We start from the raw sequence: 17,180 nt of genomic DNA, 5'->3' as shown, positions 1-17,180 counted from the left end.
CGATGAAAAAGCTGCTGACCGATATTACCGAGGTCCAGTGTGCTGACGGAAAGCTCTATGTTTCACCGATTCTTGACTGCTTCAACGGCGAGATCGTAGCTCTTGAAATGCGTGATAATATGAAGAAAGAACTCTGCATAGACACCGTAAAACAGCTGCGTGAGAAGTACGGTAGACTGGAAGGAAGTGTTCTCCACAGTGACCGTGGCTGCCAGTACACAAGCTACGCCTTCCGCATGGAACTTGTAACAAATGGGCTCATTCAAAGCCTCAGCGGCACTGCTCATTGCTATGACAACGCTCGTATGGAGAGCTTCTTTGCCACACTGAAAAAAGAAAAGCTGTATCATATACCTAAATACCGAATGAAGCGAGAAGAGGTCAAGTCCATCATCTTCAGATACATCTTCGGCTACTACAATACGCAAAGGATCAACAGCTTCAATGAAGGAGGTCTCCCACCTGTGGCACTAAGGACTTCAACTGGGCTGGCTCACCACGCTGCCTGACTCCTGCCTATCCAAGATTTTGGGTATTCTCCGACTGCACATTTCTTGACAATTCCAGTCGTATGTCATCTCTTTAGTCATAAATTTACAGAATTTTGGCACTATATTGCAAAATATAGTGTCTTTTTATTTTTGCCTGAATATAGGCTTATATCGATTATAAAGAACTGCTCACAGGATGAATTTTATACCATCTTGCGAGCAGCTATATTTTTTGATTATATGCTCAAAATTTGAAATGTACACCAAATGTACCTTAATAAAAAAATAAAACAATTTTTGTTGTGTGTTTAAAAAAGCTGATGTTAACTTAGCGCAACAAGTGTCGCTATATAGCAATATAGTACGAATTTGAGGTTTTATAATACATAAAGATATAAACATACCGCAGCATTGCTGCGGTATGAAGTGTGAGTAAATGCGGATTATGTTTATACCGAAGACAGTTAGAGCTCAAATACGGAAAATTATAATAATGGCAGTGCCATGTTCTACACCGATAATAACGAAAATCTCCTTTGGCTCGACTACTATGCAAATGTGGCTGACGTAATGTTATTCACAGGCTGCCGAAAAAGTGATTACAGATTTGTAATTCTGAACACAGAATGAAAATAATGTGATATAATATAATCACACTAAGGAAAACAGATACTAATAAAATATTTAGTGAATGAGGTAATGATTATGAAAAAAATGTTTTTTTGTTTGGCAATACTTACAATGTTGATTTCTATGGTCTCATGCGGAAGCACAGAAAATGGCGGAACATCTGAAAGCAAAGCTACCACAAAGGTAGCTGTAACAACTATAGCAGATTCAGCAAAAGACGAAAAGACAGCGACCACTGCTGCAAATGGGGCAGAAAAGTCAAAGGACTCAGCAAAATCCGAAACAACTGCCAATGATGCAGCAAACAGCAATCTTGACCTGAAAGAAGAGGAGCGTTTGTTCGGCGGATATGTTGATACTCAGGGAGACGTTCTTAACCTTAGAAATGAGCCGTTTCCCACAGCAGATATAATCGGTACTATCCCCGATAAAACTCAGATAGATGTTTACTCATGCGGAAAAGCTGGTTGGTACTGCACAAGCTATAACGGCAAATCAGGTTACGTAAGCGCAGACTATATAAAGGAGATTGAGTCGTACATGGGAAATGCATCAGCTGGTATTAACGTAGCTCCTGCACCGACAGTTGCTGAAGCTGTAGAAATAAGAGATGCTCTTAATTTTGCTGATGAACTTATGACAAGTTGTGGTCTCAATACAGACACGACTCAGGAGTATGTATCTGAAAATGGTAATATCTATCATAAGGTGGTAGACGGCTCGTTCCGCTCAACAGCGGATATACGCAATTACTTCACTACATATATGACAGAGTCATATATCAGCAGCAGATACGATAACCTCTATGGTTCGTCCAATTCCAAGTGTATAGATGTCAATGGTGAACTCTATCTTGAATATCGTCCTATAGGCGGAATATATTCATTCTACAACGATACGCCTGTTATCGTTGCATCGGAGAATTATGAAGAAGGGTACTCTATTAAGCTGAGAGCTAACTGTTATGGTTCTGATATAATAGTTGTTGTGGATGTTATTAGGGAAGACGAAAGATGGAAGATCATAGATGTTCAGTGATGACTTTTGATATTTGAAAAATAAGCATGATTATGGGAATTATCAGACAGTTCACGGTGAAAACAAAAGCCGTGGACTGTTTTTTATTGTCCTGCGATTACAAATTTGTGATTCTGCGCACAAAGCTAAAAAATATGCTATTATATAATCAAAGTATGAAAGAGTATTTATATTTATTTGGAACAGTAAAAGCTAAATTGTTCAGCTTACTCAGAAATTTATAGATGATTACACGGTTCGCTGGAGTATCCCTGAACGCTGTCTGATAGATAATGTTGTTTCGTATTGCAATGAAGAATCATTTTTAGACGATCTTCGTGAGGCATTAATAGTATATGGCGCTTTTGGAGATGAAAGTGATTTAAATAAAAAATGCAATACCATAGTTGATTTTTGAGCGAATCTTGTGACTGTTTTCACTTTCACTTAAATAACTTGAGATGGCTGTCATTATTATTACGAATTTTTTACAATATATTTAAAAAACTCCTTTTTTATTGAATCACCTCCTTAACGGTGCTATAATAGTGTCATGCCAGATAGCAATAAGGTCAGATCAGCAATATGTATATCCTTGCAGCAGAGGTTCTTGAAGAAAGGAGCGATTGTAAATGAAAAATATATCAAAAATATTTGAGATCATCGTTGAATTAAGCCTTTGTACAGCCATGATCACAAGCTGTGCATCAAACAGAAGGAACAGTAAAACCGATGTAACAGTCACAGAAACGACTGCTGAACAGAATGAAATTATAACTACAGAAACTGCAGCAAAGAGTGAACTTATAACCACAGAATCAACAACAAATATCGAATTATCAACTCGCTATCCCAGGAAAAAAATTTCTGATATGCCTACTATAGAAGAACAGGTCCTTGTGGATAATGAAACGGTAAAAATCACTGCCAAAGAATTTATCGTATATGATAGGTATGACGAAAGCATAAAGGTATATGTTGAAAACAAATCAGAAGAAGCCTTTGATTTAAAATGTGGGGATATTATAGTAAATGATTATATTTGTCACTCGTATTCTCAGCTTTCGTTGAAGGCAGGAGAAAAATCAGATTTTGAAATAGGATTTCATCCTCAATCGGATTATATAGAAAAAGCCTTCAAAATAGGCGAAATAAGGCTTAGATTTTCTTTGTTTGAATCTGGTTCATATAATGTAATACAGGAATCAGACTGGATTACTATTAATGCATCTGACATTGAAGTAGAAAAGGATAAAACTGATGTAGATGGTATAACATTATTTGATCAGGGCGGAATAAAGATCATTGCAACTGAAAATGACGGGTTTGACTTAGACAGTGCATCGATCTGGGTTTACGTTGAGAATAATACAGATAATGATATATATATAGATAGTAAAGATTCATATGTGAATGGTTATATGGTTGACGGTTCGATAATGAAAAACAACATCTATGCACATTCAAAACGCTTAACATATATAGATTTTTATTACTATCAAAATCCTGATAAAGAGAAAATAGGAATAATAGATGAAGTTGGCGTGTCATTTGAAATAAAAGACAATAATGATATTATACTGATGGATACAGAAAAGGTCAATTTCAGTGCTAAAGATTTAAAGGACTATGATTATTACATCAACATTTTTAACGAAATGTCTTCCCAGTGAATTTGTACCACATAGAAAATAAAAAGCTCCCTGTGTCAATAAGCACAGGGAGCAGTTTTGTAATCAGAGAATGTAACTTTTGAATTTAATATTAAATCATATTACTAATACATTGCGATACACAGCTATATAAGTGTGAATCCTTATAGACCAAAAGAAAACGGCATATACCAAAAGAAAACGCAACAACCAAAAGAATTCGTGGTATAGCAAAAGAAATCGCGAGGTACCAAAAGAAAACGCCCTTCTGGTTGTATCAAAATTGGCGTACTTTGGCAAATTATAAACCGCTTGAATTCGAGAAAATCCTGATTTCAAGTGGTTTTCTTGTATTCTGATTGCATTTATAAATTCCATATTTGCACTCAGAAAGTTAGTAAAAACACTGTAATTGTCAAGAAATGTGCAGTCAGAGAATACCCAAAATCTTGGATAGGCAGGAGTCAGGCAGCGTGGTGAGCCAGCCCAGTTGAAGTCCTTAGTGCCACAGGTGGGAGACCACCTTCATTGAAGCTATTGATCCTTTGCGTATTGTAGTAGCCGAAGATGTAACGGAAGATAACAGTTTTGACCTCTTCTCGCTTCATTCGGTATGTAGGTATCTGATACAGCTTTTCTTTTTTCAGTGTGGCAAAGAAGCTCTCCATACGGGCGTTGTCATAGCAATGAGCAGTGCCGCTGAGGCTTTGAATGAGCCCATTTGTTACAAGCTCCCTGCGGAATGCATAGCTTGTGTACTGGCAGCAACGGTCACTGTGAAGGACCGTTCCGTCGAGCCTGCCGTACTTCTCACGCAGCTGTTTTACGGTATCTATGCAGAGTTCTTTCTTCATATTATCACGCATTTCAAGAGCTACGATCTCGCCGTTGAAGCAGTCGAGGACAGGCGAAACATATAGTTTCCCGTCAGCGCATTGAACCTCGGTGATATCCGTCAGCAGCTTTTTCATCGGCTTGTCTGCACTGAAATTTCTTTTGATCAGATTTTCTCTGTTCTGGGTTTCAGTATCAGCCTTTGTGATACCGTGAGGTCTGCGATGCCTGTGAATGAGCCCGACTTCGCTCATAGTGCGGTATACCGTCCTGAGGCTTACATGAGTGCCTCGCTGTGCAAGAGCTGTCTGCATCCTTCTGACTCCGTAATTCTTGTTATCTGGATGCTCTGAAAGAATTCCTTGTATTTTGACCAGAAGAAGCTGCCTTGCACCGGGCTTGCCCTGATTCCTGAGCCAGCGATAATAGCCTGATTCGCTTATTTTCAGAAATCTGCATATTGCTTTCGCTCCGTACTTGCTACGGAACTCATTGACGAACAGGTGACGTTCGCTTGTCTTTACTTCTTCCGGTCTTTTGCGAAAAAACCGAGTGCGTCCTTGAGAATATCATTTGCTTTGCGAAGCTCGGCATTTTCACGCTCAAGCTCCGTAATACGCAGCTTTGCTTCATCATCGGTCATCTGATACTTTTTAGCTTTGGCAGCAGCATTTCGCTTTGTACGCCAGTCTGAGAGTGTGTAATACTGGATACCTAGCTGCTGAGCAGCCTTTTTCAGTCCAATCTCATCCGAGAGCTTTAATGCTTCTTCTTTGAATTCTTTACTGTACTTCATAGTCGTTTTCCCTTTCCGGTTTTGTTATTTATATTCTACCAGTTTTTTGGGTGTTTGTCGACTGCTCTTTCAGTATAACACTTCAAAGAATGAAAGCAAACCCGTATTAGGAACATGAAGCTACTAAAAAGCCTGAATCCGTGTTGAGATTAGCCCATTTCAGGCAATCAGACTCACGGATTCAGGATAAAATTATCTTATCTATAAAATTTTCTGTTCATCTTTCCGTTGTAGGTTCTTGCAACCTCATCAACCTCTTCGATCTTATTAGGAGTTTTGTAAGGCTCAAGGCTGTGTGAAAGCTGACGGCGGATTTCGTATGCATCCATAGTGCCCTTTTCTTTCATTACAACAAGAAGTTTAAGTGAATTGCCGTAAAGCTCATTTTTTTCTGCAATACAGATACAATCCTTTATTCCTTCAATGCGGATAGCGGCTGACTCAACCTCCTCCGGCGCAACCTTAAGTCCGCCTGTGTTGATAACATCATCAGCACGTCCTCTTACAAATACAAAGCCGTTTTCATCAACATAGCCGAAATCATTTGTATAGACTATTCCATCTTCAAGAATTTCAGCTGTAAGCTCAGGCTCGTTGTAGTAGCCTTTCATTACTGAATTGCTTCTGAATGCAAGTTTGCCCATGTTTTCCTTAGATGATTTTATCGGCTTACGCTCATCATCTACAACAATTGCTTCATTATTCGACAAAAGCTGTCCTATGCAGTATTCAAGACCTTTATGCTTATTGAAAACAAGATTTGAGAGAATACCTGCCTCAGATGAACCGTATGCGTTGTGAAAATTAGTATTCGGGAGCAATTTCATTGCAAGCTCCTTATCATGCTCAAGCAATGGTGCTGTACCGAGCTTGATGTCGCCTATTTTGTCAGCATATTTTGCAAATTCATCAGGTACCATAGTTATAAGGATTCTGAGATTTGCGGGAACAAGTGAAAGGACCAATTTTTCACACGGATAGTCAAGTGCCTTGAAGTATGCCTTTAAATCAGCCATTCCACGAAGGATGTAAACTGTTCCTCCGCTGCGGAGCATTCCTCCTGTTTCCCATATTCCCTTTGCGTGATTAAGCGGAGTAGGAGTAATAAACACACCATGCTCAGCGTAGTACTTCATATCAAGGAAATCAGCGATTTTTTGTTCAGATGCCCCCATTGCTTTGAATGAAATTTCAACACCCTTTGATGCGCCTGTTGTACCTGTTGTAAACATGATGATCTGTGTGTCATTTTCAGACGGAAATTCAAGACCGCTCATGTCATCTGCAAGTGAGCTGCTTTTTGAACGAATTTCCTGCATTGAGAAATATTTCAGATTATCAGGTAGATCATTTATGGCAATTCTTTCGGAAATAACAGCAACTGTTTTCAATTTTAAGGCAACTTGTACTGTTGAACTTGATGGCATATTTTGTTCAAGAGCACATGGAACAGCGCCTGCAAGCTGTAATCCGTAGTAGCAGATTAAATAGCTCGAACTCTGTGCAGCTTTTATGGCGACCAAATCCCCCTTATTTATGCCGTTTTCTCTGAAAAAATGAGCTGCTCTGCAGATTTCTTTCCAGAATTCTGAATATGTAAGCTGTTCTTTATTTGATATAACAGCAATTCGATTGGATTTTGTAACTGCGTAACCCGAAATTACGCTAAGAATGGTATTATTCATTTTAGCTCCTTTATAGATTTTTGTGCTGATTAAGCTATGTATCTATGGAGTGATTAAGTTCCCACACTCGATCAAACATTATATAGCAGTATCTGCACACAACACGTTTACATTATATCATTGAGCAATCAGTTTGTCAAGAAACAATTATAAAAATCACAATCATAAACAAGAATTAAGAAGCATATAATTATGTTGTTTATAGCGGCGGATTTACATGAAATTTGCTGTATTTCTTCGTTCAGGCAATAGCGCATTGATTTTACAGCCCAAGTTCTTTTCTGAGCTGTTTCTTCACTTCGTCAGTTGTAAAGGCAGAATCAACGGCGTTCTCAAGCAGCTGTTTTTCCTGCCGGGCAGTCAGACCGAAGTTCTTTTCCATATAGCGGAATTCATCTGCCAGAGTAGTTCCTTCGATACCCATATCGTCGGTGTTCAGCGTTACAGCAAGACCTTTGCTGAGATAATCCATAAACGGATACTGAGACATATCCTCAACTGCATGAGTCTGACGGTTGCTTGTGGGACACATTTCAAGAGCTATGCCTTTTTCTTTCAGCATTTCGATGACCGCAGGCTGCTCATAGCTTCTGACGCCGTGTCCGATACGGCTCGCTCCGAACTCAGCGGCGAGCTTTACGCTGTCTGCACCGTCGGCTTCGCCTGCGTGTATGGTGAAAGGAATATTTGCTTCCTTTGCTTTTTTGAACAGTTCGCGGTATTTTTCAGTAGGGAAAAGGGCTTCTGCGCCTGCGAGGTCAATTGCCACAACGCCGCCGTCCTTTACAAGGTATTTCTTTGCCAGCTCGACTGTTTCGTCGTTGGCAGCCTCGTTTCCCTCTCCGCGCAAACAGCACAGTATCAGATTGACCTTGAGCTCGGTTTCGGATATGCCTTTGAGAGCAGCCTTTACTGCGTCCTCCTGCGTCATGCCCTTTTCTGTATGGAGCTGAGGCGCAAAGCGTATTTCCGCATAGACAACGCCCTGTGAGCGGATATTCTCCGAAACAAGTCTGACTGCTTCGCTGAGCCCCTCTTTCGTCTGCATGAAAGACAGCGGCAGAGCAAAGCATTTCAGAAAATCATTCAGATTTTCGCAGCCATTTGGAACGGTTAGCTGTTTTTCAAGCTCTGAATCGTCCTGCGGAAGGGGAATGCCCTGTATTTTTGCTAATTTTCGAGCTATATCAGTTGTTACTGCGCCGTCCAGATGCAGATGGAGCTCTATATATTTGTCGGCATATTTCTGAGGTGCAACTGCTTTTTCCATAGTAAACTCCTTTCAATTCGGATATTACGCTCAGCAGCTGGCATTGTTTGCAGCTGTCACAGCTACGATAGCAGCAACTACTGCGGCTTCCTGCGCTGCAATGATAGCAAGTGTAGAAGCGGATACTGCCGCCTGAGCATTGTCGGTGCCTTCGTAAAGGTCAGCCGTAAGCATAGCTGCGTGCATGAGCCTTGTTTTCTTATCGAGACTTAATGCTCCGTAGCCCTTCTGACCGCTGAGCCTGTTATCTATATCTATAACAGTATCAACAAGCACTTTTTCGTCGGCTTCAATAACGGAAATTGCTGCAAGAGTTGAAAGCTCATAGTGCTTGCCGTACTTATGTCCTGCTGCCGCCAACATATCGAACATTCTGAAAAGCCTGCCCGCTTTTTCCTCGGGAGCTCCGCCTGTCATGGCGAGAATATGCGATACTGTCTGAACAGCGTTCTTGTCCGAGAACTTCCTTCTGAGAAGCTCAAAGCACTTCTCGGCTTCAGCCATAAGCTGCTGGTCGTTCTTTTCCGAAAAAGCCATGAAGCCTGCCATTATGTTGTCCTCGCTTGAAGTGAGTATGGGGTGCTCCTTTTTCATCATATTATAAAGGGCACGACCTCTTGCAGCTATGTACTCAGCTTCTTCTGCTGTAGCTTTCTCGGCAAGGAGAGTTGCAAGAAAAGCAAGGTATTCCGACCTGCTGAAGTGCTTTTTAAGGATAGCGTACATATCCATTACCTTTGCAAACTGAGCCTCGGGAGCGTCGGTCACAGCGAGCTTGGCTGTAAATACGGGGAGAATAGTTCCTTTAAGATACGACGCAAAGCCTGCATTTTTCTTGATGATATCCCTGCATTGGCGGAGCTTGTTTTCATCTGCCCTGACGCCTGCCGCACAGAATACATTTGCTGCCACAGGGTATATATATGAGCTTTCAAGCTTCATAACCTTTTTAATAGTATCTCTGTTTGTGATAAAGTCCATTGTGATCTGTTCTGTATTGTTATTCATAGTGATTTCTCCTTTTGGTGAAGTAGTTTTTTGCTTCTGTAAACATAGTATAACATATTATCGCATTAGTGTCGGTCTTTTAATATTACCGTATATTACAATTCTGAAATGTTCTGAATGCTGTGCTCCTGTCTGTTTCTTTAATTAAAGATTATCATAATTTTATTTCTGTGTCAATACTATTTCAGGCATATCAAAAATGAGCTTTTTATATTGCAATCTCAGACTCATCATGATATAATATGCTTGACAGTCAAAAAAGAAAAAAGGAGTGAAACTATGGAAAAGACAGTCAGCATAATGAGTTTTCTGAAGCGTTCTGCCGCTGTTGTGTGTAGTGCGGCAATGCTTCTTACTATCGGCAGTTTTAAAGTGAACGTGGATAACTGCGCAGAAGCTGCTTCCGTGACAGTGTCTGACGATATAGGACTTGTGGGAAATCTCTTCTGCATTGCCGACGGAAAAAAAGCAGACCATGCCGCTCTACAGTGGGCGACAACGCTCTCAGCGGACAGCTATACGCTCTACCGCTCAACATCGCCCGATAACGGCTTCGAGCCTGTATATCAGGGCAGCGGCAATTCCTATGAGGACGACGATATGGCTTCGGGAACGACCTACTATTATCAGCTCAAGGTCACCTCAAAGGGAAAGGAGCTTTTCTCATCGGTGAAGTCCCTTACGCCCTGCGCTCTGCCGTCAGGTCTGAGTACCTACGACAACCAGAAGGGCAGCAATCTTGTCTATGAAACAAGCGGCTACAAGGTCGGAAATACATACTACAGCTACTCCCTGAAAAAGCATAGCGGCAAGGATGATATTTACCTTGCGGAGACAACTTCGAGCGACGGCAGACACTTCGGGAACGAGAAAAACGTGGCTGACAGCACACAGAACTCCGCTCTTGCAAGCTGTAAGATAGAGTCGGTCCATATCGACTATATACCCGAGAAAAACAAGGTGGTCGTGTGGGCGCACTGGGAAAAGCCCAGCGGCTACAGCGACGGAAAGGCTCTCGTTATCACGGGAACTCCGGGAGGACAGTTCACGGTGCATCATGTGTATAATCCACTCGGCATACAGGTTCGTGACATGGCGATATTCTTTGATGACGACAGCACAGGCTACCTTATTGCGGCTGCAAACAAAGAGGGGCAGGGCGCTAACGCTACCATGTACATCTTCCGCATGAACGACGACTACAGCGATGTTACCGAGGTAGTGACTACACTTTTCGAGGACCAGTACCGCGAGTTCCCGAACCTTGTCAAAAAGGACGGCTACTACTTCCTGTTCACCTCGCAGGCGGCTGGCTGGTACCCCAGCAGCGGCGCCTACAGCGTTACAAAGGATATCGCAGGCAAGTGGAGCGAACTCCGCAGTATAGGTAACACCTCTACATTCTCCTCACAGTCGGGCTGGATAGTGAATATGCAGGACAAGAACTACCTCATGCACGCATACCGCTGGCTGAGAGCTTCTTCCACCAGCGGAACTACCCTGTGTCCGCTGTATTTTGACAAGGGCTTCGCGTTCTACGACTACTATCCGTATTTCAAGTACAATACCTCTACAGGCGACCTCTTCCCTGTTCAGCAGGGACAGCTTCTCTCGCAGGACAGACCTGTCTCGTCATCACTGGCGGCAAAAAGCGGAAATGCTCCTGCAAAAGCTGTTGACGGTTCATATCAGAGCTGTTTTGCGGCGATAGGAGATTACAAGAAATGGCCGTTTTACTTGCAGGTTGACCTTGAAAAGGTATGCGACCTTGCAAATGTTCAGACCTCGTGGTACATATGCAAGGGCTCGGAGGGCTACTACACCTACACCGTTGAGGGAAGTCTTGACGGCGTCAACTGGACGAAGCTCCTTGACCATACCGACAAGAGCAGCGAGACAGTAAGCAAGACCTACGGCTTCAACAGCGATATGCTGTCGGGCAAGGCAAGGTATGTACGACTTAATGTGCAGAATGCAACGCTCCAGAACAATCCAAACAATAACTGGTATACGCCTACAGTCTATGAGTTCAAGGTATTCGGAACTCCTGTGAGCTCGGCGGATAAGCCCAAGCCCTATGTGGATATCGACTTTGAGGATGGTACGGGAAATCTCAGCCTTAACGGCGGAGCTTCCGTGAAGCAGGACAGCGAAAAGGGCAAGGTGATTTATCTTGACGGCAGCGATGATACATACGGAGAGTTTCCCACGGGTATGCTTGACGGGCTTCGTGACTATACTGTCAGCATGGATATAAAGTCGGAGTCAGAGGGCAATTTCTTCACCTTTGCCGCAGGAAAGAATGACGAGAAGTATGTGTTCTTCCGCGTTGCAAAGGAGCTTTTCAGATTTGCTGCAACTACCGATTCATGGCGGGACGAGACCGAGCTTGTATGCGACCTTGACGGTTCACAGTGGCATAATTATACCCTTGTGGTGAATGGTGCTGATACAAAGCTCTACATCGACGGCAGTGAGACTCTCCACACCACCGAAACTCACGGTCAGGTGGCTGATATGGGCTCGGGAACAAGCTGCTATATCGGAAAGTCCTACTATTCCGACGACAGCTATTTCAAGGGCAGTATCGACAATATCAGAATATACAAGACTGCTCTGACTAAGGGCGAGATAGTCGGAAAAGCCGATGTAAAAGGCGACGTCAACGGCGACGGTCAGCTCTCAGTGGCAGACCTCGTGGCTTTGCAGAAGTTCGTTCTCGGTATCGGCGAGCTTGCCGACTGGCAGAAAGGAGACCTCTGTCAGGACGGCAGGATAGACTCCTTTGACCTTTGCCTTATGCGCAGACTGCTAATAATCGGTTCTTAACAATAACGATAAAAGGCTGCTGATTTTTACATACAAAAGGAGTTATAGTAAATGATAAGAATCATGTTCGTTTGCCACGGCAATATCTGCCGTTCCCCAATGGCTGAATTCATAATGAAAAAGCTTGTCTCGGAAGCAGGGCTCAGCGAAAGATTCTGTATAGCTTCAAGTGCTACAAGCACCGAAGAATTGGGCAATCCCGTTTATCCCCCTGCGCGCTCGGAGCTTGCCAAGCACGGCATAGGCTGCGCAGGAAAATACGCTGTGCAGCTAAGGAAGTCCGACTATGAAAAATATGATTACTTCATCGGCATGGACACTGCGAATATCCGCAATATGAACCGTATTTTCGGCAGTGACAGGGACGGAAAAGTTTACAAGCTCCTCACCTTTGCAGGCAGAGGCGACGATGTTTCCGATCCATGGTACAGCCGTGATTTCGGCACCGCCTATGCGGATATCGAGGAAGGCTGCAAGGGACTTCTCAGCAGTCTTGCGGAGCGTTAAATGAAGACGATAGAAATAATCAACGACGGCCTTGCACAGGGCGGCTTCACATCAGGAAATAACGGTATATGGACGAGAAACGAACCCTTTGATCCGCCTACCGAAGATTATACCGCTCTCAGCCGCAGACTGGACATTCCCCTTTCCCGATTCATACGTCCCTATCAGGCAAGCGGCGACAATGTGAAAATAGTCACCGCTGAACACGGCGGTTCGGGAGTTATCAAGGACAACGAGCTGAAAAAAGTCGACGGACTTGTAACTGCTGAAAAGGGCGTAGTTCTCAGCGTTATCGCCGCCGACTGCGTACCCGTGTATCTTATTGCAAGAAGCGAAGGAGTTATAGGGCTTCTGCACTGCGGCTGGAGGTCAGCGGCAGGAGGACTTCTTCACAACGGGATCGCAGCCATGAAAGAGCTGGGAGCTTCTCCTGCTGATATACAGCTCATTATCGGACCGCATATATGCGCCGATTGCTATGAAATGGGAGAAGAAGTCAGAACTGAATACGCTAAGGCTTTCTCTGAAAAAGAGCTTGAAGCAATATTCAAAGTCCGAAATAAAAGGCTGTATCTTTCGCTTTCAAAAGCTTTACAGCTTAAAGCAGAAGCCGAGGGCATACTCCGAGACAAAATCTCCGCTGTAAATGAATGTACCTTCCATGATAAGTCCTATCACTCCTACAGACGCGGTGACCGCGGCAGACAGGATCTGGCATATCTGATACTTAAATGATAGAATTAATGTAATGCAGTCCATTTGGGCTGCATTGGTTTTATAATATGCTTTTTCTGCAAAAAAACGAGAGAAAAGACCTGAGAATGTTTGACGGACAGGCTTTACGATATAATGCTCAAAAATTGCGAAAGTCCGAGTTTAAAGCAAAAATTGCGGCTTTTTGTTATTATTGAACATAATTGTTCATGATTTATTGACTTTTCATTACTGCAATGCTATACTTGAAGCATAAATACTATTTCATAGTGAAAGGAGCTTTTGTAATGAAATTTAACAGAACGGTTTCGAAGCTTATTGCAGGTTCTCTCGGAATGCTTCTTGCATTGGAAGCTTTTCCCGACAGCGGCTTTATTGCTCCAATGAAAGCTTCTGCCGAAACTATCAACGCATACGGAACTATCAACTACAACACCGATGACAAATTGTATGTGTATACTCTTTCGGGCTTCACCTATGACCATTCCGACGTTTATAACGGTACTCCATGTATCACTATCCAGAACAGCGAAAGAACTCATCTCGAAGGAGTCGGCGACGAGCTCAACATATACGATACAGATGAAAATAATCTTAAACTGCTTGAAAAGCTCAAAAGCGGCGAAAGCTACGATATCACCTTTGAATCAAAGGTGTTCTATGACTTCCTGAACACTGAAAAAGGTCCCTCTTTTGAAGAACTCACACCTGAAGAAATGGGGCTGTTATTCAAAGGAGAACTTGAGTTAGGTCCTCCCATAAATCCCGACCTTGGCTTTGATCCCTTTGATGACTGTGATCCGGGCTACACAAGTACTTATGATGATGGTACATGGAGCGACTGGAGCGCCTTTGGCGGCTACAATACGAAGTATTATTCTCTCCGCGCCGATAAGCTCATTTCAGTCAAGCGCCATAATTTCAACTACTACGGAGATATCAACGGCGACGAGGTAGTTGATTCCTTTGACAGACTTGAATACGGCAAATACATAAACGGCTGTCTCGGCAGGGAGCTTACAAGAGACCAGTTCCTCAATGCCGATATCAACAAGGATAACAGAATAGACGAGGAAGATTTTCAGCAGATAACTGACTTTATCCTCGGAAAAGTGACTGAATTCAACGGCGTTACGGAAATAGGCAGTATCCGCCTCGACGACAACATCGACGTTCAGCGCTCTGAGGGCAAGGAAGCAGATGAGAAATTTGCAGAGGCTCAGATGAAGTTCGGCGTTGACCTGCTGAAGCAGTGCTTTGATCCCAAGAAAAAGGAAAAGAACGTACTTGTTTCGCCGTTCTCGATATCATCTTCGCTTTCCATGATGGCAAACGGTGCCGACAATAACACATTAAAGGAAATGGAAGAAGTCCTCGGCGGTTCAAAGCTCTCATTAGACGATATCAACGAGTATATGTCATATTTCCTCAGCAGGACTCCCGATGAGGATGGCAAACACCTCAATATTGCCAACTCGCTCTGGTGCAAGGACGCTGAATACTTCAAGCCCCTTGACAGTTTCCTTGAGACCGATAAGAAGTATTACGGCGCTGAGATATACAAGACCAACTTTGATGACGGAACCGTAAGCGATATCAACAGCTGGGTGAACAAGAACACAAACGGAATGATACCTACTGCCGTGCGCAAAAGCGATTTTAACGACCTTACCCGCATAGCTCTTATCAATACCCTTTACTTTGATATGGAGTGGGATAAGAAGTACGAAAAGACCAACGACGGAAAATTCACCGACCTCGACGGCAATACCCACAGTATCAAGGAAATGAAGAGTAAGGAATACCTCTATTATGAGCTTGAGGACGCAGACGCTTTCAAGAAGCCTTACCTGAACGGCGATTATTACTTCCTTGGCATAATGCCGAGAGACAAGGATATAATCCAGTACGTGAAGGACCTTGACGCCGAGAAGCTTTCAGAAGCTCTCACAAAGCCCTATGAGTCCGATGAAGTTCCTCTCGACCTTCATGTAATGATACCCGAGTTTGAATACGACTATTCAGCAAGTCTGCCCGATACTCTCAAAGCACTGGGCATGAAGGACGCTTTTGATTATAAAAAAGCAGATTTCTCAAGGCTCTGCGACTGTACTGTTCCGGGTTCTGATCCTATATATATCGGTGATGTTATCCACAAGACCAAGATAGAGGTCAGCAAAGAGGGCACAAAGGCAGTAGCAGTTACTGTAACCTTTGGCAACGCAGGCGGTATGACTCCACAGGTGAAGACCGTAAATATCAGGCTCGATAAGCCATTTGTATACATGATAGTGGATAAGAACAATATTCCGCTGTTTGTAGGCGCTGCTACAGAGCTTGGCAAATAATAACTAAGCAGGCTCCGCGTAACCGTAATACTCATATAGAAGCTTATAGTTAATTATGGGGGAAACCTTTCTGAAGAAAGGTTCTTCCCCATACCCCTTTCCAAAGACTTTTATCTGGTTTTTCCTCAGATAGGGCGCTCCATAAATGAAAAAATCCTGTAAAAATGCAGGTGCGCCCTATCTGAGAAAAAACAAAACGAAAGTTTTAGGGAGAGAGTTTGAGAGTGACTCCCCGCAGTGCGGGGAGATGTCACGCAGTGACAGAGGGGACGTCCTCCGTCAGAGGTGCCCCTTTTTCAAAAGGGGTTCTCTCAATAATAAGCATAAAACTTCTATATAAGTACTACGGTTAATGCGGAGCTTGCTCTTTTAGCGCTTTTATGCTATAATAAAAAAAGTCTTTTATATTTCGCTATAAATGCTGTAATTACCGAGGAATACGACAATGAATATCATTTTAAAGAAGCTTATACGTTTTTCTATGAGAGATTTTACGAAGCTCAGCAGGCTTGACAATCCCGAATTCGGTGAGGGACTTGCAGAGCTGAAGAAAAAGCTGCCGCAGGACTCCGCTCCGTCAAAAAGAATAAGACGTGAAATGAAAGTAAAAAAGCGCCGTGTCAAGAACGGGATATATTACGTTGCCCGTGACAGGCACAACAGAAGCAATAAAAAGGTGCTGTTTATCCACGGCGGCGGATTTTTCCTTGAAGCTTTGCCCCTGCACTGGAGACTTTGTCAGCGTCTTGCAAGAGATACGGGCTGCGAGATAATATTTCCGCAGTATCCCATGGTTCCCGAGAGCAACGCAAAGGAATGCCACATTATGCTCATGGAGGTCTACAGTGAGCTCATGAAAAACAGCCGTCCCGAGGATATAACCATTATAGGCGACTCCGCAGGAGGAACTCTGTCCCTGTCGCTGTCTATGCTGGCAATAGGAAGGGGACTTCCCGCTGCCAATGAGATAGTCCTTATCTCTCCCGGCTTCATAATAGGAAAAATGACCGAGAAAGAGCAGAAAAGAGCCGATCACATCAGGCAGCAGGACTGTATCATAGGTCATTTCCCTGTGGAAAAGGTAAGCGAGCTTTGGCTGGGCGACCTTGATGTGAACAACTACAGAGCCGACGCCACAAAGGGCAGCATAGAGGGACTTCCTCATATCACCATGTTTTCGGGAACTCATGACATAATGAATATTCCTGCAAGGCGGTTTGCCGCAAAAATGAAAAAAGAGCGCCACCCGTTCTCTTATTATGAGAAAAAAGGTGGAGCCCATGATTATGCCCTGTTAAAAAAGAGCCGTAAGGAATACGATATCATCGTATCCAGAATATTATGTTCAGAATAATTACTGCCCACAGAGTTTTTCATCTGTGGGCAGTTGTTTTTTTGA

General features: G+C 43.2%; 13 protein-coding genes. 8 read left to right on the top strand and 5 right to left on the bottom strand.

Annotated elements, in window-relative coordinates:
• The 3 genes from T497_RS17165 to T497_RS0115255 all read left to right on the top strand — a co-directional run.
• Positions 1-509, top strand: a 509-nt coding sequence (locus T497_RS17165; protein ID WP_037325403.1) for an IS3 family transposase, incomplete at its 5' end; no start/stop codon positions are given.
• A 687-nt stretch (positions 510-1,196) separates the two neighbouring features.
• Positions 1,197-2,159 carry an SH3 domain-containing protein gene (locus T497_RS0115260; protein ID WP_028516360.1) on the top strand — a complete coding sequence of 321 codons (963 nt, stop codon included), beginning with the start codon at positions 1,197-1,199 and terminating at the stop codon, positions 2,157-2,159.
• 611 nt (positions 2,160-2,770) lie between these two features.
• Positions 2,771-3,811 (top strand): hypothetical protein, encoded by a 1,041-nt coding sequence (locus T497_RS0115255; RefSeq protein ID WP_028516359.1) that lies wholly within the window; start codon positions 2,771-2,773, stop codon positions 3,809-3,811.
• A 443-nt stretch (positions 3,812-4,254) separates the two neighbouring features.
• Here the strand turns inward: T497_RS0115255 and T497_RS0115250 are convergent, their stop codons facing one another.
• The 5 genes from T497_RS0115250 to T497_RS0115230 form a co-directional block, all read right to left on the bottom strand.
• Positions 4,255-5,127 carry an IS3 family transposase gene (locus T497_RS0115250; RefSeq protein ID WP_155266930.1) on the bottom strand — a complete coding sequence of 291 codons (873 nt, stop codon included), beginning with the start codon at positions 5,125-5,127 and terminating at the stop codon, positions 4,255-4,257.
• A gap of 17 nt (positions 5,128-5,144) precedes the next feature.
• On the bottom strand, positions 5,145-5,420 hold the full coding sequence (locus tag T497_RS0115245) for a transposase (protein ID WP_028516357.1): 276 nt from the start codon (positions 5,418-5,420) through the stop codon (positions 5,145-5,147).
• A gap of 197 nt (positions 5,421-5,617) precedes the next feature.
• On the bottom strand, positions 5,618-7,105 hold the full coding sequence (locus tag T497_RS0115240) for a class I adenylate-forming enzyme family protein (protein WP_028516356.1): 1,488 nt from the start codon (positions 7,103-7,105) through the stop codon (positions 5,618-5,620).
• A 262-nt stretch (positions 7,106-7,367) separates the two neighbouring features.
• Positions 7,368-8,375, bottom strand: a complete 1,008-nt coding sequence (gene add, locus T497_RS0115235; RefSeq protein ID WP_051530714.1) for an adenosine deaminase — start codon at positions 8,373-8,375, stop codon at positions 7,368-7,370.
• A gap of 30 nt (positions 8,376-8,405) precedes the next feature.
• Positions 8,406-9,383, bottom strand: coding sequence for a DUF4003 family protein (locus tag T497_RS0115230; RefSeq protein WP_028516354.1), 978 nt, complete (start codon positions 9,381-9,383; stop codon positions 8,406-8,408).
• A 279-nt stretch (positions 9,384-9,662) separates the two neighbouring features.
• Between T497_RS0115230 and T497_RS0115225 the strand changes: the two genes are divergently transcribed.
• From T497_RS0115225 to T497_RS0115205, 5 genes are all read left to right on the top strand, one after another.
• Positions 9,663-12,212: a LamG-like jellyroll fold domain-containing protein gene (locus T497_RS0115225; RefSeq protein ID WP_028516353.1), complete on the top strand. Its 2,550-nt coding sequence runs from the start codon at positions 9,663-9,665 to the stop codon at positions 12,210-12,212.
• 51 nt (positions 12,213-12,263) lie between these two features.
• The gene (locus tag T497_RS0115220) at positions 12,264-12,719 is read left to right on the top strand and encodes a low molecular weight protein-tyrosine-phosphatase (protein WP_028516352.1); all 456 of its coding nucleotides are present in this window, start codon (positions 12,264-12,266) and stop codon (positions 12,717-12,719) included.
• Positions 12,720-13,454, top strand: a complete 735-nt coding sequence (locus tag T497_RS0115215; protein ID WP_028516351.1) for a polyphenol oxidase family protein — start codon at positions 12,720-12,722, stop codon at positions 13,452-13,454. It begins immediately after the preceding gene.
• A gap of 266 nt (positions 13,455-13,720) precedes the next feature.
• Positions 13,721-15,781 carry a serpin family protein gene (locus T497_RS0115210; RefSeq protein WP_028516350.1) on the top strand — a complete coding sequence of 687 codons (2,061 nt, stop codon included), beginning with the start codon at positions 13,721-13,723 and terminating at the stop codon, positions 15,779-15,781.
• A gap of 445 nt (positions 15,782-16,226) precedes the next feature.
• Positions 16,227-17,135, top strand: coding sequence for an alpha/beta hydrolase (locus tag T497_RS0115205; RefSeq protein ID WP_028516349.1), 909 nt, complete (start codon positions 16,227-16,229; stop codon positions 17,133-17,135).
• The last annotated feature ends 45 nt before the right edge of the window (positions 17,136-17,180 follow it).

The sequence above is a fragment of the Ruminococcus flavefaciens MA2007 genome, from assembly GCF_000621845.1.
Classification (GTDB): Bacteria; Bacillota; Clostridia; order Oscillospirales; family Ruminococcaceae; genus Ruminococcus; species Ruminococcus flavefaciens_E.
This window is presented reverse-complemented; position numbering and strand designations above follow the sequence as displayed.

Bases quoted from the DNA above. Each gene is read 5' to 3' on its own strand.
- T497_RS0115245 (WP_028516357.1), bottom strand. From the start codon at position 5,420: ATGAAGTACAGTAAAGAATTCAAAGAAGAAGCATTAAAGCTCTCGGAT.
- add (WP_051530714.1), bottom strand. From the start codon at position 8,375: ATGGAAAAAGCAGTTGCACCTCAGAAATATGCCGACAAATATATAGAG.
- T497_RS0115260 (WP_028516360.1), top strand. From the start codon at position 1,197: ATGAAAAAAATGTTTTTTTGTTTGGCAATACTTACAATGTTGATTTCT.
- T497_RS0115230 (WP_028516354.1), bottom strand. From the start codon at position 9,383: ATGAATAACAATACAGAACAGATCACAATGGACTTTATCACAAACAGA.
- T497_RS0115225 (WP_028516353.1), top strand. From the start codon at position 9,663: ATGGAAAAGACAGTCAGCATAATGAGTTTTCTGAAGCGTTCTGCCGCT.
- T497_RS0115215 (WP_028516351.1), top strand. From the start codon at position 12,720: ATGAAGACGATAGAAATAATCAACGACGGCCTTGCACAGGGCGGCTTC.
- T497_RS0115205 (WP_028516349.1), top strand. From the start codon at position 16,227: ATGAATATCATTTTAAAGAAGCTTATACGTTTTTCTATGAGAGATTTT.
- T497_RS0115210 (WP_028516350.1), top strand. From the start codon at position 13,721: ATGAAATTTAACAGAACGGTTTCGAAGCTTATTGCAGGTTCTCTCGGA.
- T497_RS0115220 (WP_028516352.1), top strand. From the start codon at position 12,264: ATGATAAGAATCATGTTCGTTTGCCACGGCAATATCTGCCGTTCCCCA.
- T497_RS0115255 (WP_028516359.1), top strand. From the start codon at position 2,771: ATGAAAAATATATCAAAAATATTTGAGATCATCGTTGAATTAAGCCTT.
- T497_RS0115240 (WP_028516356.1), bottom strand. From the start codon at position 7,105: ATGAATAATACCATTCTTAGCGTAATTTCGGGTTACGCAGTTACAAAA.